The organism is Corynebacterium tuberculostearicum (genome assembly GCF_032821615.1).
In the GTDB taxonomy this organism is placed as follows: Bacteria; Actinomycetota; Actinomycetes; order Mycobacteriales; family Mycobacteriaceae; genus Corynebacterium; species Corynebacterium tuberculostearicum_H.
In genome coordinates, this window is record NZ_JAVBIF010000007.1 from 93,438 (window position 1) to 112,874 (window position 19,437).

General features: G+C 57.1%; 13 protein-coding genes. 3 read left to right on the plus strand and 10 right to left on the minus strand.

Translation table 11 applies throughout. The features are described from left to right. Positions 1-99: 99 nt before the first annotated feature. The 4 genes from RAE09_RS07265 to RAE09_RS07280 are packed head-to-tail and all read right to left on the minus strand — an operon-like array spanning position 100 to position 3,518. Positions 100-291: a hypothetical protein gene (locus RAE09_RS07265; protein ID WP_005322618.1), complete on the minus strand. Its 192-nt coding sequence runs from the start codon at positions 289-291 to the stop codon at positions 100-102. A gap of 51 nt (positions 292-342) precedes the next feature. Next, positions 343-1,326 carry a trimeric intracellular cation channel family protein gene (locus RAE09_RS07270; protein ID WP_250411281.1) on the minus strand — a complete coding sequence of 328 codons (984 nt, stop codon included), beginning with the start codon at positions 1,324-1,326 and terminating at the stop codon, positions 343-345. Beyond that, positions 1,326-2,243 (minus strand): exodeoxyribonuclease III, encoded by a 918-nt coding sequence (locus RAE09_RS07275; protein ID WP_200435836.1) that lies wholly within the window; start codon positions 2,241-2,243, stop codon positions 1,326-1,328. Before RAE09_RS07275 ends, RAE09_RS07270 begins: the two co-directional genes overlap by 1 nt. 21 nt (positions 2,244-2,264) lie before the next feature. Then, complete coding sequence (locus RAE09_RS07280) at positions 2,265-3,518, minus strand: MFS transporter (RefSeq protein WP_316981326.1); 1,254 nt, start codon at positions 3,516-3,518, stop codon at positions 2,265-2,267. A 216-nt stretch (positions 3,519-3,734) separates the two neighbouring features. Between RAE09_RS07280 and RAE09_RS07285 the strand changes: the two genes are divergently transcribed. After that, positions 3,735-5,948: an NADP-dependent isocitrate dehydrogenase gene (locus RAE09_RS07285; protein WP_316981327.1), complete on the plus strand. Its 2,214-nt coding sequence runs from the start codon at positions 3,735-3,737 to the stop codon at positions 5,946-5,948. A gap of 181 nt (positions 5,949-6,129) precedes the next feature. Here RAE09_RS07285 and RAE09_RS07290 read toward each other — a convergent pair whose 3' ends face one another. The 6 genes from RAE09_RS07290 to pdxS form a co-directional block, all read right to left on the minus strand. After that, a complete protein-coding gene (locus RAE09_RS07290; RefSeq protein WP_316981328.1) occupies positions 6,130-9,207 on the minus strand; it encodes a type III restriction-modification system endonuclease in 3,078 nt (1,025 codons plus the stop codon). A gap of 1 nt (position 9,208) precedes the next feature. Next, entirely contained in the window at positions 9,209-11,077 is a 1,869-nt protein-coding gene (locus RAE09_RS07295; protein WP_316981346.1) for a site-specific DNA-methyltransferase, read from the minus strand. A 77-nt stretch (positions 11,078-11,154) separates the two neighbouring features. After that, on the minus strand, positions 11,155-11,829 hold the full coding sequence (locus tag RAE09_RS07300) for a DUF4391 domain-containing protein (protein WP_316981329.1): 675 nt from the start codon (positions 11,827-11,829) through the stop codon (positions 11,155-11,157). A gap of 2 nt (positions 11,830-11,831) precedes the next feature. After that, positions 11,832-15,107 (minus strand): SNF2-related protein, encoded by a 3,276-nt coding sequence (locus RAE09_RS07305; protein ID WP_316981330.1) that lies wholly within the window; start codon positions 15,105-15,107, stop codon positions 11,832-11,834. Between the two features lie 1,166 nt (positions 15,108-16,273). Next, on the minus strand, positions 16,274-16,870 hold the full coding sequence (gene pdxT / locus RAE09_RS07310) for a pyridoxal 5'-phosphate synthase glutaminase subunit PdxT (RefSeq protein ID WP_316981331.1): 597 nt from the start codon (positions 16,868-16,870) through the stop codon (positions 16,274-16,276). After that, positions 16,864-17,766: a pyridoxal 5'-phosphate synthase lyase subunit PdxS gene (pdxS, locus tag RAE09_RS07315; RefSeq protein ID WP_316981332.1), complete on the minus strand. Its 903-nt coding sequence runs from the start codon at positions 17,764-17,766 to the stop codon at positions 16,864-16,866. Before pdxS ends, pdxT begins: the two co-directional genes overlap by 7 nt. Before the next feature lie 81 nt (positions 17,767-17,847). Here pdxS and pdxR point away from each other — a divergent pair, with 81 nt between their 5' ends. Together pdxR and RAE09_RS07325 are read left to right on the plus strand one after the other, a co-directional pair. After that, positions 17,848-19,152 (plus strand): MocR-like pyridoxine biosynthesis transcription factor PdxR, encoded by a 1,305-nt coding sequence (pdxR, locus tag RAE09_RS07320; protein WP_316981333.1) that lies wholly within the window; start codon positions 17,848-17,850, stop codon positions 19,150-19,152. A 37-nt stretch (positions 19,153-19,189) separates the two neighbouring features. Further along, positions 19,190-19,351 (plus strand): hypothetical protein, encoded by a 162-nt coding sequence (locus tag RAE09_RS07325; protein ID WP_005322637.1) that lies wholly within the window; start codon positions 19,190-19,192, stop codon positions 19,349-19,351. Positions 19,352-19,437: the final 86 nt, after the last annotated feature.

Here is a 19,437-nt window from a genome sequence, read left to right on the forward strand (position 1 = left end):
CTAGCCCCGACGCACGGTTCACATCCTTCCCCGGCGCCGCCTGAGCGAAGGATCGAAAAATCCCCTGCCCGATTAGGCAGGGGATGCGGCGCAAGGATGTTAGAGCTTGCGGGAGGTGGGGCTGACTACGTCCATCAGGATGGCCCAACCGGATACCATCAGCGCGCCGCCCACGCCCATGAGCACGATGGGGCCGAGGAAAGCGAAGGACGGACCAACAACGGTCCACCACCAGATGCTCAGGCCGAGGATTACAGCGCCGAGGACGAAAGAAATAATTGCGCGAGCCATGAACTTTCTCCGTTGCAGATTACTGAATTTTTTGACCTGCCCATAATAGCACTACTGCTTGTGTTTGGGTGCCTTGCGCTTGCCGACGTCCCCCTTATTAAAGCTCCACTGCTGCTCCACGTTGACTCCCCTCGCCCCTGGCGAGTGCCGGCCGCTCGGCCGCGTAATCGACTGCCGCTTCGGCCGGCGCGCGATGCGGTTGCTCGACATATCGCTGTAGTCCGTTCCTTCGGTCGCGGTAGAAAACGCTCGAGACTTGTTCCTGAAGGTGCGGCTCAAGGGTCGGCTAAGCGGCCGGGTCAGCGGGCGCGTGATCGGGCTGGCATAGCGCGTGGCGGCGCCCGCCTTGCGCTTGGCCTTGCGGGCGCCATCGCGCACAATGCGCGCAGACAAACGCAGGCGCGGGTCCATCTGCTGCTCGGCGTCGCGGTATTCGAAGACGGGCAGGCCCTTCTTGAAGTAGATCGCGGCCAAGCGAGCAATAAAGCACACGGAGGCGGTGATAATCGCGGTCGGTTCCTCGGCCAGGCCACTGTGGTACAGCGCCATAAATAGCGCCGCGGCGAGCAGCGAGATAGCGGCGTAGAACTCGCCGGAAAAGACCAACGGGATGCGATCCGAAAGCAGGTCACGCAGCACTCCTCCAAAGACGCCGGAAATCACCGCAGAGACCGAGGCAATAATGAACCCGTGGCCCAGATGGACCGCGATTTGGGTGCCGAGCACCGAAAAGACCGCAAGCCCCAGCGCATCCAAGATGAGGAAGAGGTGGCGGAAGTAGTGCATGAGGAATGACATGCCCACCGTCACCACGGCCGCCACGATGACGATTACCAAATAGATGGGGTGCTCAACCCAGGTAAAGGGAGGGTCATCGAGGATCATATCGCGCACCGTGCCGCCGCCCAGCGCCGTCATGGAGGCAATCATGGTGACGCCAAAAAGATCGAGCTTTTGGCGGCCGGCGGACAATGCGGCGGTCATGGACTCGGCCGTAATACCAACTACATACAGGACGCTAAATAGTGGCGTCATCAGCGGTACTCCACCAGCAGTGGGGAATGGTCGGACCAGCGCTGCTCTACAGTGGGGGCCTTTTCCACCCAGGTGCGCTGCGCGCGCTCCAGCATCGGGCGGGTGGCCGCCTGGTAATCGATGCGCCACCCGGCGTTGTTATTAAACGCCTGGCCGCGGTAGGTCCACCAGGTATAAGGACCGTCTTCGTCCGGATGCAGGCGACGGGCGACGTCGAACCACTGCGGTTCTGCGGCCGGGGCCCACGGCTCGCCGCCGGCGTACTCGACAACACCCTGCCACTGCCCCAGGTTCTTCTTCTCCTGCGGCTTGTCATCCGGGAACGCGCCAAAGACGTGATCCATAAAGGCGCGCTCTTCCGGCAGGTGGCCAGCCTTCTTTTCGTTGGCCTTATTGTTTTTCAGGTCCTGGGCGCGGTGGCAGATATTCCAGTCGCCGCCGATGACCATGTCGGCCGGGCTGCCATCAGAATTCGTGCGCGCCGCGTTCTTCGCCAGCACCTCCTGGAACTCATCCAAGAAGCGGTACTTTTCATCCAACTTCGGTGAACCGGTATCGCCGGAAGGCAGGTACAGCGAGGCGACGCGAATATCGCGGGTGGTAGCCGCAATCCAGCGGCCGGCGTCGGTAAAGGAGCCGAAGCCCACTTCGACGTCGGCAAGCGGGGTGCGAGACAGGATACCCACGCCGGCGCGGCCCTTTGCGGCGGCGTCGGCAAGAGCTAAGTGCCACCCCGCCTCTAAAGCTGGGGCCAGGGCCTTTTCGGCCTGCTCCGGGGTTGCGCGCACCTCCTGCATGAGCACGATATCGGCCGGAGTCTCCTCTAGCCAGGCGTTCATTCCGGGGTTATTTTCGTTGCGCTGCTTGCACGCAGCGCGGATTCCGTTGACATTAACGCTCGCGATGGTAAGGGTCATGCCAACAGCATATCGGTAAGCCTAGGCGCGGCGAGAAAGGCGCTTTTTATCCCACATCGTCGCAGCCCATACCAGGCAACCCGCAGCCGCTAGGGCCGCACCGGCCAGCGCCGGGGCGGAGTAGCCCAAGCCGGCACCCACCACGGCGCCGCCAATGGTCGCACCGGCCGCGTTTGCGATGTTCAGCGCGGACTGGTTAAGGGCTGCGGCCAAAGTCTGGGCGTCGCCAGCCACATGCACCAAGCGCAGCTGCAGCGAAGGAACCAAGGTGGAGCCCATAAACGCCACGCAGCCAAAGCACAAAGTGGCGGGAATGGCATGGCTAGAAAGGAAGTAGAAGGCCGTCAGGATAACGATGAGGCAAGCCAAGGCAAAGATAATGCCAAACTCCAGGTTGCGGTCAGCCAGCCAGCCGCCAAAGGCATTGCCGATGGTCATGCCGATGCCATAGGCCATGAGCACCACCCAGATGAGGCTCTGGTCCATGCCGGCGACCTCGGTCATGGTCCACGAAATATAGGTATAGACGGAGAACATGCCGCCGAAGCCGACCACGCCCATGATGACGGTGAACCACACCTGACTGTTTTTGAACGCACCAAATTCGGTGCGGATATCGGTCTGCTTCATTTCCGTCATGTGCGGCATCAGGAAGAACAACGCAATGGCGGTGACGATGCCCAAGGCCACGACCACCAGGTAGGCCGCCTGCCAACCCAGCGCGGAGCCGAGGGCTTGGGCGGCCGGTACACCGATAACCGTGGCGATGGCCAGGCCCATGCCTACATAAGCCATGGCCTTGCCGCGGCCGCCTGGGGGCGCCATGGAGGCGGCAGAAAGGTTAGCCACGGAGAAATAGGCGCCGTGGGGCATGCCCGCGATGAAGCGCGCGATCATGAGGATGGCGTAATTCGGTGCCAAGACCGAGAGGAGGTTGCCCACCACGAGGAAGCCGATGAGCAGCAGGATGAGCCGGCGGCGCGGCAGCTTGCCGGTAAAAGCCGCAATCAACGGGGCACCGACCACCACGCCCATGGCATAGATGGTGATGAGTGTGGAGGCGTTTTCTTCCGAAACGCCAAAATCATCTGCAATAAGCGGCAGCAGGCCCATGGACACGAACTCCGTCGTGCCGATGGCAAACGCGCCCAAGGCCATGGCCACCATGACGATGGCGCGGCGGCGGGTGGTAATCTCCGTTTGCAGCGGCAGCGGGCGGCGGCGAACGCGGTGTTCGTGTGCGCTGCGCGGGCTTAGCTCATCGATGATTTTCATGGAGAGTGAGGGTACACCCCGTCTGCGCCGGTGGCATGCCCGCAGCGGGGGCTCGTGAATATCTCCACCCCTCCCGCGCATGGGTGACAGCGGCCACGCAACCCTTTTCAAGGGGCGGCAAATGGGGGATCACTTTCGGCAAACTGGCCCACATGCCGCCCACAAAATCGGTAATCTGGGCATTTGAACAATTTTCCAACGTTAATTAGGAGAATCATGGCAAAGATTACGTGGACCCGTACCGATGAGGCGCCGCTGCTGGCGACCTACTCCCTCAAGCCCATCGTGGAGGCCTTCGCTTCCACCGCTGGCATCGACGTGGAAACCCGCGATATCTCGCTGGCCGCCCGCATCGCCGCGCAGTTCCCAGAGCGCCTGACCGAGGAGCAGAAGGTCGAAGACGCCCTAGCGGAGCTGGGCAAGATGGCCAAGACCCCAGAAGCAAATATCATCAAACTGCCGAATATTTCTGCTTCCCTGGTGCAGCTGAAGAAGGCCATCGCCGAGCTGCAGGCCGCAGGTTACGATCTGCCTGATTACCCGGATAATCCTTCCACCGAGGAAGAAAAGGACATCGCCGCCCGCTATGACTCCGTCAAGGGCTCCGCTGTTAACCCGGTGCTGCGCGAGGGCAACTCCGACCGCCGCGCCCCGGAAGCCGTGAAGAACTTTGTGAAGAAGCACCCGCACCGCATGGGCGAGTGGTCCAAGGACTCCAAGACCAACGTTGCCACCATGGCGGACAACGACTTCCGCCACAATGAGAAGTCCGTCATCCTGGACAACGAGGACACCCTGTCCATCGTCCTCAAGACCGCCGATGGCGAGCAGACCCTGCTGCCGGAGCTTCCTGTTCTTAAGGGTGAGGTCATCGACGGCACCTTCATGTCCGCAAAGGCCCTAGATGAGTTCCTCCTCGCACAGGTCAAGCGCGCTCAGGAAGAGGGCGTTCTCTTCTCCACCCACCTGAAGGCCACCATGATGAAGGTCTCTGACCCCATCCTCTTCGGCCACGTCGTCCGCGCCTTCTTCGCCGATGTATATGACAAGTACGGCGAGGAGCTGCTGGCTGCCGGCCTCAACGGTGAGAACGGCCTGGGCGCTATCTACGAGGGCCTGAAGAACCTGGACAACGGCGAAGAAATCAAGGCTGCTTTCGACGCCGCGCTTTCCGACGGCCCCGACCTCGCCATGGTCAACTCCCACAAGGGCATCACCAACCTGCACGTGCCTTCCGACGTCATTATTGACGCCTCCATGCCTGCCATGATCCGCACGTCTGGCCACATGTGGAATAAGAACGACGAGGAGCAGGACACCCTCGCCGTCATTCCGGATTCCTCCTACGCTGGCGTCTACCAGGCCGTTATCGAGGACTGCAAGGAAAACGGCGCCTTCGACCCAACCACCATGGGCACCGTGCCGAACGTTGGCCTCATGGCGCAGAAGGCCGAGGAGTACGGCTCCCACAACAAGACCTTCAAGATCCCGGCCGCTGGCACCGTTGAGGTTCGCAACTCCCAGGGTGAGGTCCTCATCTCCCACGACGTGGAGGAAGGCGATATCTGGCGCGCCTGCCAGACCAAGGACGCTCCGATCCAGGACTGGGTCAAGCTCGCCGTCAATCGCGCTCGCCTGTCCGGCATGAAGACCATCTTCTGGCTCGACCCGGAGCGCGGCCACGACCGCAATATCAAGTCCCTGGTGGAGAAGTACCTTAAGGACCACGACACCGAGGGCCTGGACATCTCCATCGAGGATCCGGTAACCGCTACCAAGACCTCCATCGAGCGCATCCGCCGCGGCGAGGACACCATTTCTGTTACCGGCAACGTGCTGCGTGACTACAACACGGACCTCTTCCCCATCCTCGAGCTGGGTACCTCCGCCAAGATGCTGTCTGTGGTTCCTCTCATGGCTGGCGGCGGCCTCTTCGAGACCGGTGCGGGCGGCTCCGCCCCGAAGCACGTCCAGCAGGTAGAGGAAGAAAACCACCTGCGCTGGGATTCCCTCGGCGAGTTCTTGGCCCTGGCTGAGTCCTTCCGCCACGAGAAGCAGACCAATGGCAACGAGAAGGCCGGCGTCCTGGCCGCCACCTTGGACAAGGCCACCGAGCGCCTGCTTAATGAGGGCAAGTCCCCGTCCCGCAAGGCTGGCGAAATCGACAACCGCGGTTCCCACTTCTTCCTGGCCACCTTCTGGGCCGAAGAGCTGGCTAACCAGACCGATGATGCCGATCTCGCCGCTGCTTTCAAGGACGTGGCTTCCCAGCTGTCCTCCCAGGCAGACGAGATTGCCCAGGCGCTTGTCGACGCCCAGGGCAACCCCGCCGACCTCGGCGGCTACTACTGGCCGAATGACGAGAAGACCTCTGCTGTCATGCGCCCAGTTGCTCAGTTCAACGAGATCATCGACGGTCTAAAGAACTAATTCCGCGTTAGGCGCCTAATAAAAGACCGCCTCGTCTCCTCCCAGGAGTTCGACGCGGTCTTTTCTTACTTTGTGCACCGTTTCAACCGACCTGATAATCGAAATCAGGCAGTCCAAAGCTGCACCCGGAGGCACAGGTCTGTGCGCTCGACGGCAGCCCTGCTCCCCTGGCAACACCTATTTACGCGGTCACCATCGTCAGAAGGTCGTCGTAGGTGGAAACCACGTCATAGCGCACATTGTTATGCTCCACGGAGTTGAGCTTGGCGAAGAACTTGCGCGCGCACTCGATCTTTCCGAGTTCTGCGCCCTTAAGCTGCAGACTCGACATGCTGCCCTTGGTTTCGGCTACAAAATACACGTGCTTGACAGAATTCTCGGTAAACGCAATTGCCCAGTCTGGGTTGTAGTTTCCCAACGGAGTTGGGATAAAGAACCCACCGGGCAGCTTGGCATAGACAACGACTTCCGATTGTTCCTCGAGCTTTTCTAAGAACACCCGTTCCGTTTGAGAATCCGTGACTGCGTAGTCGTAGATGTGCTTCTTAAGTTTCTTATCATCCTCCCCGAGCTCCTGACGGGTCTGGTTAGCGGTAAAAATGGTGGTATCGAATTCACTCTCCAGCATGCTGTAGGAGAGATGCTCGATAACCTCGGTCGCCTTTTGCTCATTGACAATCCGCGACACTTCCATGATGAAGTGCTCCGGATTCAACCGGTACATACCAAACTTCTCAGCCCCAATACCTTTCAATATTGCTGCGCACGTCCGTCGGGTCAGCATGGTCTTCTCAGCAATCTCACCGATGAGGTCGTACTTCACTGAGGATGACGCAGTGACGGACTCCGATTGGCTCTTGGATATGCGATCACCAAACCCCTCCCGCTTGTCTAGGTCGGCCTGTTCCAAGCGGAAGTTTTGAGTACCTGACTCGACCACATATTGCATAGACGCAACATGAAGCTCCTTATTAAGAGCCCGAATCGCCTTCCCAATAAGCTCCGTAGAATCGAAGTCCACTGTGTAGACGGCCTTGTGGTTAATTCGCTTCCACAGTTCTTGAAACTCTTTACGCTTCAAGTTGGCGTTGGGCAGCAAACGCTTCGCTTTTCGGTCATCACGCGGCTTCGGGACATTCATATACAGAGCATCGACGAGCGGAAGCATGGCAGCGAATTCGACCTCGAGGATAGACTCCGGAGGTTCCTCTAAATTCCCCCCTTCTCTCCTAGCTTCCTTAAACGCCTGAGTCACGTGCCAGTCATCGTCGATATAGTCATTCACAAGCAGATACTTAAACATCACCTTTGCTTGCTTTTCGGTCACCTTAGTTTTCTCAGCGCCAGCGATACTGATGGCCTGCCCGGAGAAGTAATCGACACTAGCTTTGCGCGGTCGGAAGGATAGGGACTCGGCGATTTCTTTTTGCAGACCGTCAACAAATTCCGTATAGGACTCATCCGTGACCACGGTAAGCACGTTAATATCATGGACACGGCCCATCACTGAGGCAGCGTCTTGGCGGTCTCCCTCCTGATTAACGCACAGGCGTAAACCACGACCGATTTCTTGGCGGCGGGAGACCGTGTTATCACTTTTCTTAAGCATGCCCATCGTGAACACGTTGGGGTTATCCCAGCCCTCGCGCAAAGCTGAGTGGGAGAAAATGAATCGCACGGGTTCTTCTAGACTTAGCAGTCGCTCCTTATCCCGAAGAATCAAATCGTATGCATCAGAGTCTGTTGACTGCCCCTTATCGTCACCACGCTTGGAAATCTTGCCGTCCACGGCCTGCTTGGACTTCTTGTCCACTGAGAAGTATCCCTGATGAACAGAATGCACCTCATCGCGAGAAACGTATTTGAGGTAATTACTAAACTCTGGTTCAAGCTCCAGCTCATCGAAAAGGGCGTCACGAGCCATGGTGTATTCCTCTTCGAATACGCGGGCATACTCACCCATTGTGTCCTCGCGAGAATAGTCACGGTACTTCGCGACCTCATCGATGAAGAACAAAGAAAGCACCTTGATGCCTTTCGGGTAGAGTTCCCGTTCCTTGTCTAGGTGAGCCTTAACCACTTCACGAATCTGAATGCGCCGCTTGGTTTCTTCAGTGACGTCGCGGTCCGCCAGCTGCCCAGCAAATACATCATCACCATTGCTTAGGCGTACGACATCTGCGGTAGCGTCTATATCGACAATGAAGAGCCCCTTGTAGGCTTCAATTCCGTTAGATAGTTCATGGAGATTGTCGCCCTTTGACAAGCGTTTTCGCTGGCGTTTAATGCCGGTCTTGGTCTGCACCTCTATCTCGACGCGCGCGAATGGCGGCTTGCTGGGCGACACCTCAATGTTCTCGACGTATAGGTATGCCTCTGTACCTGCAAGACCCTTCACCGTGATACCACGCACACCGATGCGCTTAACCAACTGCTGATTGTAAGCGTCGACAGCGTCGAGGCGGTAGACCTTAGTGTGTTCGTCCTTGTGAGTGGCGGAGTATCGCAGCATCATAAGGGCCTTGAACTCTGCCAACGACTGGAGCGACTTCTTGGCGCTCATCTTCTGCGGCTCATCAATGATAACGATGGGACGGTTAGCCGCGATGACATCGATGGGCCGACGGGAGCCGAACTCGTCCAGTTCCTCGTAAATGCGACGATTATCCTTGCCGGTCGAATTGAAGGCCTGAATATTGATGATCATGACCTGCACGCCGGTGTTTTCACTGAAGGCCTCGATTTCATTCAGCCGGCTGGAGTTGTACACAAACGCACGCGGACTCATCCCGTACTCTTGTTTGAAGTGGTCCGCAGTGACCTCAAAGGTCTTCTTCACGCCCTCGCGGATAGCGATCGAAGGCACCACGATGATGAATTTTGACCACCCAAACCGCCGGTTAAGTTCCATAATCGTCTTGATGTAGACGAATGTCTTACCAGTTCCGGTTTCCATCTCAATGTCAAGGTTGGGCACATTCGGCGCCGCGATGGAATCCTTGAGATCCAGCGATTCCTTTAATCCACCCTGACGCTGAATCTTCTGCACGTTCTCCAGCAACTGTTGATGCGTCAGGAGAATATCCGCATTACGCAGGCCCATGTCTTCCCCCTGGGACATGCGGATTTGTCCGTTTTTCCAAAGACCAGGATCAATACGATAGGCAGTACCATCATTGTGTGGCTGCCCGAGAAACGCATCGGCGACGGAATTGACCGCATCTAGCTGGTATTGCTGTTTCTTAAATTGCAGCTTCAACCTAGATCACCTTAACATCAGCAGACGGAGCAAACTCCTTGAAGATCTGCTCAGCATTTATGCGCTCGGCGTCACTAGCAAACCCTTCGTCACGGAACACGGCACGCACCGGCTCGCGCTGAGCGATGCCCCGCACGGTTTCCGAATTCACTGATGGCTCGAAGCAGGCGATAAGCGCCCCGCCTTCAACGACGAAGCACTCCTGTCCTTCGATGGACTCCACTTCAATCGCCACGTCCAGCGGTAGACCCCAATCAAGCAGCACCTGGAATAGCAGGTCTTCACCCGTGCGGTCCGCCTTTACGTTGCTCACCGAATCAAACAGGTTGGACTGGCTCACCTCGTCCGGAGTCGCAAGCAGATCATACATGTTGGACGAATCAATACGCAGGCTCCGGAATCCATAATCAAACGCTGGGATTCCATTGTCCTCACCCGCGGTTTCTAAAGATTCCAGGGCAGCAATACCGGCGCGACGAAGGCGTTCTTTGGTGACTTCAGATAAAACCGGAGCAACGTTCAGCTGACGAGTAAGCTCCATCGCATTCTTAATAGTTTCCTTGTCCTGACCCGAACCATCCAAAAGTTGATCAATTTGGACACAAAGAAATCTGCGATTCCCATTATCCTGAGAATTTACCCGATAAACAGCATCGGCAGTGGTACCTGATCCCGCAAAAAAGTCGACAATAATGTCGTGCTCATCTTTACTGAATCGCGTTACGCCCATGACAATATCTTCGATTAAAGAAACGGGCTTTGGATGGTCAAAAACTCCTTTTAAATCTAAAGCCTCCAAATCTGAACTCGAATTCTTATTCAAATGCTTCAGCACACTATGAAACTTTGAACTGTCCTTCCCAAGGTCTCTAAGACGACCAACTACATGATCATTTCCTTTCGGCAGTAATACATATTCACCGCTTGCAATCCTATGATCGATTTCTTTTTTCGAGTCAGAACCTTTTACCGCTTCAATCTCGCTATACAGAAGAGTTCCATACTTGCCAAACTCCTTTCTCAACCAATCGGTTTCTATCCAATAGGTTTTTCCTTCCTTCTCGACGACCTTGCCTCTTACATCTTTTGCACGCGAAAAGCCCCTAAATTCCTCGATATTGCGTGCGTACACCAACAAATAGTCATGCCCTTTCACGACTCTTTTTGCCAGCCCCCCTCCTTCAGAACGCACGACCACAAGTTCCGCGAAAAAGTTGGTAGCGCCGAAGACTTCGTCCATTACACGTCGCATATTTGAAAACTCATTGTCGTCAATCGATACGAAGATCGCTCCATCTTCTTTCAGTAGGTTCCTAGCAAGTCGCAACCTTGGGTAAATCATCGAAAGCCAATCAGAATGAAATCGACCATTGCTTTCCCGGTTAGTACTTAACCGAGCACCATCCGCATCAATTTGCTCAGACTTTTGAAGGTATTCGTTTAAAGTAAGGGAAAAATCATCGTCATAAATCAGATCGTTGCCGGTATTGTACGGAGGATCAATGTAGATGAGCTTGACTTTGCCCAGGTAGGACTCCTGCAGAAGCTTGAGAGCTTCTAGGTTATCGCCCTCGATGAAAAGATTCTCGGTCGTGTCAAAGTTAACAGAGTCTTCACGGACGGGACGCAGCGTCTTCGCGATGGGGGCATTCGCAGTCAGGGTGGCGGCGCGCTTTCCGGGCCACTCCAAGCGGAATCTCTCTTGCGGCCCCTCAACCAGATGATCGCTCAGCTCCTGACGCAGCAGATCGAAATCAATGGCACGGGTGACGTTGCCGTTATCGTCGGCTACCTCGGTGACGATTTGGGGGAAGAGAGCGGCAAGCTTCTCAATGTTCCCCTCGACCAAATCGGGCGAGGTCATGCGCATCTTTTCCACGGTAAGATGGCCTTTCAGTAGGAGACAAATATGCCCTCTACCTTAGCTTTTGGCGGTTCAAAAGCGCCTTAGGCACGCTCAGTGAGCGACTTCAAATCGCTTTTCTTCGCGTCTAGCTGAACACGGAGCTCAAACTTCTTCTTGAATTGGGTCTCCGATCTTATCCGTCGATTCAAGGAGGCGATGTCAGCGCAAAGAGCGTCGATCTTGGCTAGTCGCGCCGCTGATTGCTGCGGCGTCTCGCTGGGGCTTATAGGAATTTCACTGAGCTGGGACAGAATCTGCGTGTAAAGAGCGTCAAGACTGACGGCGACAGGCAACTGCCTTCGCGGCATATTCCCGGCCACCCATTCAGAGCAAAAGTAGGACCGCGGCTTGCCGGATTCAGCCCCATAGACTTTGAATGTGGCCTGCATCTGTGTCTGTGTGTCAGCCCCTGACAAACGGACAACTTCAAACAGCACAGGTTGTGAAACCGCGGCATCGATGGCTGCGAGTACCTTGAAATCCAGCTCATAATCTTTGAGCGCTACGGTGAACACCTGAAATTCTGGTATGGCCTTACTTGCAGGAAGGTTCGTGGATTTGGGAGCCAGCTTGTAGCTCCACTCAATGCGCTCCACCTGCTCCACAAACAAGGTTTTGACCGAAGGCGGTACCTTTGTCTGCTGGTAGATCTTCTCTTTCGGGACTCGCAGCGACACCCGCGCCGCCGGGGGCCAATCGTATAGGACGTCCAACATTGCTACTGCCCGTCTTCTTCCACTACTGCGACAAACGCGATGAGCTCAAAGTCATCAATTCCAGAAATATTCTGTTCCAAAGCCGTAGTGGGACCAGCACTAAACAGGCTGTCAATGTCCTTTTCCTCATCGAGTTCGATCATCGATCGGATGGCATCAGTAAGCAGTTCAGAATATTTCTCCATGACTATTCCGTCGCGAGTGGCTGCGTTGAATGTCGCCACCGCGGGAGCAATCGGATCACTGAAATCCCGGCACGCCACCCGCATGAGATCGAGAAGGTGCTTGGCCTCACTGTGATCGGCGACCACAGAGCCAGCCTCATCTACGTAAACCAAGTAATACGGATGCAGGCGATTGCCATAAATGATTTTCTCATCGGCCTTAATATTGCGCAGCACGAAAATGACGCCCGGGACCAACCCCAGTTCTTCGTTTGCTGGAACAACGGCGTGGAGTCCCTTGAGCATGTTCGGTAAATCGTCATGGCTCTTGAGGTAACTCAGAAGATCCATGCGGAAATCGTTGAGTCCCAAGTCCGTAATCGAGACTCCGGTGCGCACGTCCTCAAGCTCGATTACTTCATTTTGAAGCCGCTTGAGTTGCTCGCGCCGAAATTGCGCATCCGGGTTTTCGCGCCGCAGAACGTTGTCATCTGCGGTACCTGCAATATCGGCGATAACCATGCGGTTCTCAACGCGTTCCTTCAAATTGATGTACTCGTCAAGCGTCAGGTTCGGCCAGAAGTTCACTAACTGAATGGTTGCGTTTTTGGAGCCGATGCGGTCAATGCGTCCAAAACGCTGGATGATGCGCACTGGATTCCAGTGAATGTCATAATTGACTAAGTAGTCACAGTCTTGCAGATTCTGGCCTTCACTGATGACGTCTGTACCGATAAGGACGTCAAGCTCACGTTCATCGCCGGGCATTGCTTCATCGCGTTTTTTCGAGACCGGTGAGAACAGAGTCATAGCCTCGTTAAAGTTCAGCCCCTTCGCCAAGGAACTAACAACGCCATGGTTGCTACCTGTAATGACCGCTGATTCCAATCCTGCGGCGGACAACTCCGGGCTGAGCTCGCGGTACAAATAGTCAGCAGTATCCGCGAATGCAGAAAACACCAAGGACTTCTTGTTGCCAGGATTGAAGGGTGCCTTAGCCTTCTCCAGCAGCATCCTTTTGAGCCTTTGGAGCTTCAGATCGTGCTCAGGGGTTATCCTGCGCACCTCATCCAGCAGCTCCTTTAGCGTCTCGCGGTCGTGCCATAGGTCAGCCTGCCAGCGCTCGATATCGAGATCCTCAAGGTCAATGGAGATCTTTTCTCCGAATTGGAGCGATTCAAGGCTTGCAGACTCGGAATCGCTCAGGTCTAGGTCTGTCTCATCGATCTGGTCTGCTTTGAACTCATCGAGCAAGCCGCTGAGTGTCGACCCACTTCCAGCTAACTTGCGCAACAATTCCTCCACCGAGTCAAGCAGCTTCGTCAGCGTTTTTGTGAAGGCATAAATAGAACTCTCCAAGCGCTTGAGAAGATTGACCGTCATGAGCTTTTGCAGGCCCTGTTCACGGCCGGCCTGACCGATCTGGGAGTTCCCCTCCACAGACGTGAGGTTGTAAAGGTCCTCATACTTGGACTTGCGACTGTCAAACACATAGTTCAGTGGCGTATAAACCGCCAGTTTGAGGACCTGAAGCTGTTCAAAGATCTCGTTGAAGGTTAGTGCACCTGGAAGGTCCGTCAGATCCTCCCGGATTGAAATCGGCAGCTTTCGCTCTGGAAATGCACCGATGGCAGAGGTGTCGTAATACTTCTGAATATGACGCCGAGAGCGTGCAATAGTCACAGAATCGAGTAGCTCAAAGAAATCGAAGTCCAGCATGGACAATATGCGTTGCGTCGTACGCCCCTCAACGGGCAGTTTCGACCACTCGTTGAAAACTCGCTGGGCATCGCGGAACACATCCTCTACGGAGCCAGTAATCTTGAGGCTCTCCGAAAGAGCCTCAGAATCACCTTCATAGGCTAGCTGCAACTGATTTCGCAAGTCGTTGAAGCGATTGTTGACCGGTGTGGCGGACAACATCAGGACTTTCGTTTTAACGCCGTCCCTGATGACACGGTTGAGCAGCTTTTGGTAGCGGGATTCTTTTTCTTCCGCGTAATCCGCGTTACGGAAATTGTGAGATTCATCGATGATAACGAGGTCGTAGTTCCCCCATTCCAGCAACGATAAATCAATACCGCCAATGGTGGTTCCCTTATCACGAGAAAGGTCTGTATGGGCCAGGACGTCGTAGTTGAAACGGTCCTCTTTAAACTCATTAGTGCGGTAGCGAGAGTTGTAATTTGTCCAGTTTTCGGCCAGCTTCTTCGGGCACAGCACCAGCACTGCCTTGTTACGCAGTTCGTAATACTTGATGACGGCCAAGGCCGTAAAGGTCTTACCCAAGCCCACACTGTCCGCGAGGATGCAGCCATTGAAAGTCTCCAGCTTGTTAATAATGCCCGTCGCAGCATCTCGCTGGAAGTTATAGAGCGATTTCCAAATCTTAGTCTCCTGGTAACCGGTCCTGTCATTAGGCAGGACATCCTCGCTAATGTCCTCCAGGTAGTCGGCAAAGAGGTTATACAAGGTGAAGAAGTAGATCCTGGCCGGGGAATTCTCTGCGTACACAGTAGCGATCTGGTCCAGAATCTCGTCGGTGACGTCCTTGAGCAGCTCCGGATCATTCCAAGTCTGTTCGAAGAGACTCAGGAATGCCTCCGTTGCGCTGGATTCATCCTGCTTCGTAACTATGTTTGATACGGCAGATCCATGTTCATAGCCCAGGTCTGTGGTAGTGAATCCCCCAATCGGAATATAGGTAAGACGGTCATCCACTGCTGCAAAACTTTGCATTTCGCTCTGTGTCGCCCGCGCTCGAAAAGTAACTTTGTTGCGAATCCATTCCGCGCACTCCCGTGCGATTGCTTTCTGCGTAAGTTTATTACGCAGCTTGATCTCAAACTCGGTGCCGGCAATCTTGGACTGCGAGCTCGGCTCAGGAATGAAGAACTGACGACGCTGCTTTCCCCTGCCATGAGACGCCTGCTTCAGAAAGGAGTCGGAGGTGAAGATGAACTCCAATGCTTCAATGCCCTGCAATTCTTGCTGAAGCGCCTCAAAAGCATAAATTGAAAACGTAGCTGCGGCTACCCTGAGCTTCGAACCGGGTGTCAACTCATTTTTGAGATCATCGCCCCACAGCCGAGTAGTGTTGTTCAAAAGTTCCATCTACGCCTCTTTAGAAAACTGGGTCGTTAACTTCTTAGCTCCTCCAGAATACAGTTCAAGACCAGTACGGATTTTCATACAGGAGCACCGTTGTCGTTAGGTTGGACAAGTATGACTTCCACCGATTCATTTGTTTCAGTCTTCTCTCTACTCCACCGGTTGCTGCCGTTTGCGGAAATTTAGGTGGGCATTACCTTCCCACCTTCGAATGGGTTTTGAAGTACCATCGCGCCGAACTCGCCGTTTGAGGCGCCGGCGTCAGAACCGCCTTCGTGTCCCTCAAGCATTCCGCACAAGGCCTTCAGGGCATAATCTCTGCGTGGCAATTTGTTCGGTACGGATATTACCGAGCACATGAAAAACGCCGTCCAGCTGTAGTAGCACCTGTCCTCACTACTAGAGGATTCGACCGAATCCTCATTGCTTCTACCCGTGACTTGGATGTGTCGTAGTAGCGCAGCGCATTCGTCGTAACTTTGCGTGTGATATGACTCGGTGTGTTCGGTAGCGTAAGGGGCCGACGTGGCCGTCACATATCCGATTGTCTGAGTGTATGACCAAGGAGGCCCGCCTCTGTAACCGAAAACTCTCGCGCATAGCGTGGCGAATGGCACGGTTTCGGGCGAGGCTCAGGTCCAAGAGGCATAACTTGTATTTGCCTCTACCGGCGTTAACCCTGCCCTCCCAGCTCGAGAAGGACGAATAATCGCAGGCCGCCACACCAGCACTAGGCGTGAGTATTTATCTCTCTCAATCGCCACCACGTCCCCGACAGAGGCGATACCCTACGCATTGAGCTAGACAAAGTATTGCACAGCAAAACCTTCGCTCTGCCGGACCCATCATCAAGATTCTCCGCTGGGTTAGCAATGAGCCCAAGGTAGCTAAGTACGAGGGAAACAAGGCTGGCCTGGGTATCGTCGAGATCGCAAATAGTCGCCACGCAGTCCAGGTGCATGCATCGCTGGGGACGACGGCGAAAGCTACGCAGCGAGTAGATTCGACTGGGTCAACGACGTTTTCGCCCCTCTTGTTGAAATCTCAGCAAAGAAAACGAATATCTACGCAGACGATTGCGGCACCGGCGTGCTCAAGGCAAGCCTTTTCGAACGCAATGTGCTCAGCTTTCAGTCTTTAGCACAGTCCAAATACAAGTCGCGTGCTAGTTAAATTGCACAAGAATCCAACCATACTTCATGCACGCGGGCGTCGCCGTTTTCTTCTGGGTGGAAGCTCAGCGCCGTCACGCGGCCCTGACGCACGCCGACCACCGCGTCGCCGTTCTCGCCCGGCACCGTCGCGATGACCTCGACGCCCTCGCCCACGCGGGTAACGATGGGCGCACGGATAAAGCTCGCCTCGATGTCGAGCGTGTCCTCCCCCATCGTAACTGGCACAATGCGTTCTTCGGAGAAGCGCTGGCTGCCAAAGGCATTGCGGCGCACGGTCGCATCCAGCAGCCCCAGGGTTTGCTGCCCCGGCGCGGGGTTATCGAGCTCGCGGGCGCAGTAGATGAGTCCAGCGCAGGTCGCGAGCACCGGCAATCCTGCGGCCGCGGCGTCGCGCAGCGGCTCGGCCAGCCCGAAGCTACGCGCCAGCTTGTCGATGACGCTCGACTCGCCGCCCGGAATCACCAGCCCGTCGAGTCCGTCCAAGTCGCGCGGCACCCGCACCCGGCGAGTCGCCACACCGAGCCCGTCCAAAATGCGCAGGTGCTCCTCGACGCCGCCCTGCAGCGCCAGCACCCCGACGGTGGCTACCATCCGCGCTCGGCCAGGCGGTGCGGTGCAGGCACGTCGTTGACGTTGATGCCCACCATGGCCTCGCCCAGGCCGCGGGAAAGCTTGGCGAGCTCAGCGGGGTCGTCGTAAAGCGTGGCAGCCTTCACGATGGCCTCCGCGCGTGCCGACGGGTTGCCGGACTTGAAGATGCCGGAGCCGACAAAGACGCCTTCGGCGCCCATCTGGCGGACAAGGGCGGCGTCGGCAGGCGTGGCCACGCCACCGGCAACGAAGAGCACGACCGGGAGCTTGCCGGTCTCCGCCACCTCTGCGACCAAGTCATACGGGGCCTGCAGCTCCTTGGCCGCGACATAAAGCTCGTCTCGGTCCAGGTGGCGCAGGCGCGCAATCTCGGCCTTAATGGTGCGCAGGTGCTTCACGGCCTCGGAGACGTCGCCGGTGCCGGCCTCGCCCTTGGAGCGAATCATGGCCGCGCCCTCGGTGATGCGGCGCAGGGCCTCACCCAGGTTGGTCGCACCACACACGAACGGCACGTCGAAGTCCCACTTATTGATGTGGTTGACGTAATCGGCCGGGCTGAGCACCTCGGACTCGTCGATGAAGTCCACGCCCAGCTCGCCCAGGATCTGCGCCTCTACAAAGTGGCCGATGCGGGCCTTAGCCATGACCGGGATGTCCACGGCCTCGACGATGCCCTCGATAAGCTCTGGGTCAGACATGCGGGCCACGCCGCCCTGCGCGCGGATATCGGCCGGCACGCGCTCCAGCGCCATCACGGCCGACGCGCCCGCGTCCTCCGCAATGCGCGCCTGCTCCGGCGTGACGACGTCCATGATGACGCCGCCTTTCAACATATCGGCTAGTCCTCGCTTCACGCGCGTAGTGGCGCGTCCTTGTTCATTTACCTGTTTAGTCATAGGTCACATAGTGGACCACACAATTGGTACAAGACAAGAGCCATTTTCAGCGTGTTGGATTAGACCACTTATGATGAGGGAATGCCTCTCCGCCTCGATCCCTCCGACACGCGGCCGCTACCCGTGCAAATCGCCGCAGCCGTCCGCGCCCAGGTTGCTGCCGGCGTCCTCCGGCCCGGCGAGCGCGTTCCCTCCACCCGTACCTTGGCCGCCCAGCTCGGCGTTTCCCGAGGCAGCGTAGTCACCGCCTACGAGCAACTGACGGCCGAGGGATACCTCACGGCCGAGGTTGGCTCCGGTACTGTCATCAACCCGCTGCTCCCCCACGCCCGCGCCCCGCGCCCGGAGCCGGCCCCCATACCGGCCGCCGAGCCCGAGCTGGTGTCGCTGACGCCCGGACTGCCCGACACCGCGGGAATCCTCACCCCTGAATGGAGGGCCGCGTGGCGTGCTGCGGCCGTCGACCCCTCCGGAGACCTCCCCTGCGAGGTCGCCGCGCACCTGCGCCATATGCGCGGGCTTAACGTCGACCCAGCCTGCATCCTCATCACGGCCGGCGCCCGCGACGGCCTCTCCGTGCTCCTGCGTGCTCTTGGTCGCCAGCTGCGCGTGGGAGTGGAATCACCCGGCTATCCCAGCTTGCGCCGCGTACCCCAGGCTCTCGGCCACACGTTGGTGGAAATCCCCACCGACCCCGACGGCGTCACCGTCCCCGCGGCCGATCTCGACGCCCTCATTGTCACCCCCAGCCACCAATACCCCTACGGCGGCTCCCTGCCCGCAGCCCGGCGCGCCGAACTCGTCGAATGGGCCCGCGCACACGACGCCCTCCTCATCGAGGACGACTTCGACTCCGAACTGCGCTACGTCGGCCAGCCACTGCCCGCCCTGGCCGCCCTCGCCCCGGAGCACACCGTGCTGCTGGGTACCTTCTCCTCGGTCATCTCCCCCTCCATTGCCTGCGGCTACCTCGTCGTCCCACCGCGCCTGCGCCCGGCCGTTGACCGCGTGCGCGAGGTCTTCGGCCAACCCGTCGGCGCCATCCCCCAGGCCGCGCTCGCCCACTACCTCGCCAGCGGCGCTTTACGACGCCACACCGGCCGCATGCGCCGCACCTATAAACGCCGCCGCAACCTCGTAGCTGAAACGCTGGGCGCCATCGATGGCGCCCAGCTCCTCCCCATCCACGGCGGCCTCCACGCGGTCCTTCTGTGCGATCCCGCCGTTGCTCCTCGCGCCGCCGCCCGCGGCATCAAGCTCACCCCGCTGCGCGATTATTGGGGTGGCGCCGACGCCGAAGATGGCGTCGTCCTCGGCTTCGGCCACCTCAGCGACTCCGAGCTGCGCACGAGCCTCACCGCGGTCGCGGCCGCATTACGCGAGTGATACCGTCATCTCAAAGGCCATAAAAGAAAGGTGATAAATGTCCCTCGGTCCGCTTGAATTTCTACTCATACTCATTCCGTTCCTCATCCTCGCCGGAATCATCGCCATCGTGGTCAAGCTCGTGCGCAATAGCAACGAAACTCGCGCAAACACCCGCCGCATTGCCGATCAGCTCGAGAAACAAGACCGCCACCGCTAAGCAAGGCACCCCACCAGACCAAGCGCACACTGACCGCTTGGTCTATTTTTATTCTCGTCCCTGCCAGCGGGTTTCACTAAACCCGT

Excerpts from the sequence above, each read along its gene's own strand:
- RAE09_RS07265 (WP_005322618.1), bottom strand. The coding sequence starts at position 291 with ATGGCTCGCGCAATTATTTCTTTCGTCCTCGGCGCTGTAATCCTCGGC.
- RAE09_RS07270 (WP_250411281.1), bottom strand. The coding sequence starts at position 1,326 with ATGACGCCACTATTTAGCGTCCTGTATGTAGTTGGTATTACGGCCGAG.
- RAE09_RS07275 (WP_200435836.1), bottom strand. The coding sequence starts at position 2,243 with ATGACCCTTACCATCGCGAGCGTTAATGTCAACGGAATCCGCGCTGCG.
- RAE09_RS07280 (WP_316981326.1), bottom strand. The coding sequence starts at position 3,518 with ATGAAAATCATCGATGAGCTAAGCCCGCGCAGCGCACACGAACACCGC.
- RAE09_RS07285 (WP_316981327.1), top strand. The coding sequence starts at position 3,735 with ATGGCAAAGATTACGTGGACCCGTACCGATGAGGCGCCGCTGCTGGCG.
- RAE09_RS07295 (WP_316981346.1), bottom strand. The coding sequence starts at position 11,077 with ATGCGCATGACCTCGCCCGATTTGGTCGAGGGGAACATTGAGAAGCTT.
- RAE09_RS07300 (WP_316981329.1), bottom strand. The coding sequence starts at position 11,829 with ATGTTGGACGTCCTATACGATTGGCCCCCGGCGGCGCGGGTGTCGCTG.
- RAE09_RS07305 (WP_316981330.1), bottom strand. The coding sequence starts at position 15,107 with ATGGAACTTTTGAACAACACTACTCGGCTGTGGGGCGATGATCTCAAA.
- pdxT (WP_316981331.1), bottom strand. The coding sequence starts at position 16,870 with ATGGTAGCCACCGTCGGGGTGCTGGCGCTGCAGGGCGGCGTCGAGGAG.
- pdxS (WP_316981332.1), bottom strand. The coding sequence starts at position 17,766 with ATGACTAAACAGGTAAATGAACAAGGACGCGCCACTACGCGCGTGAAG.
- pdxR (WP_316981333.1), top strand. The coding sequence starts at position 17,848 with ATGCCTCTCCGCCTCGATCCCTCCGACACGCGGCCGCTACCCGTGCAA.
- RAE09_RS07325 (WP_005322637.1), top strand. The coding sequence starts at position 19,190 with ATGTCCCTCGGTCCGCTTGAATTTCTACTCATACTCATTCCGTTCCTC.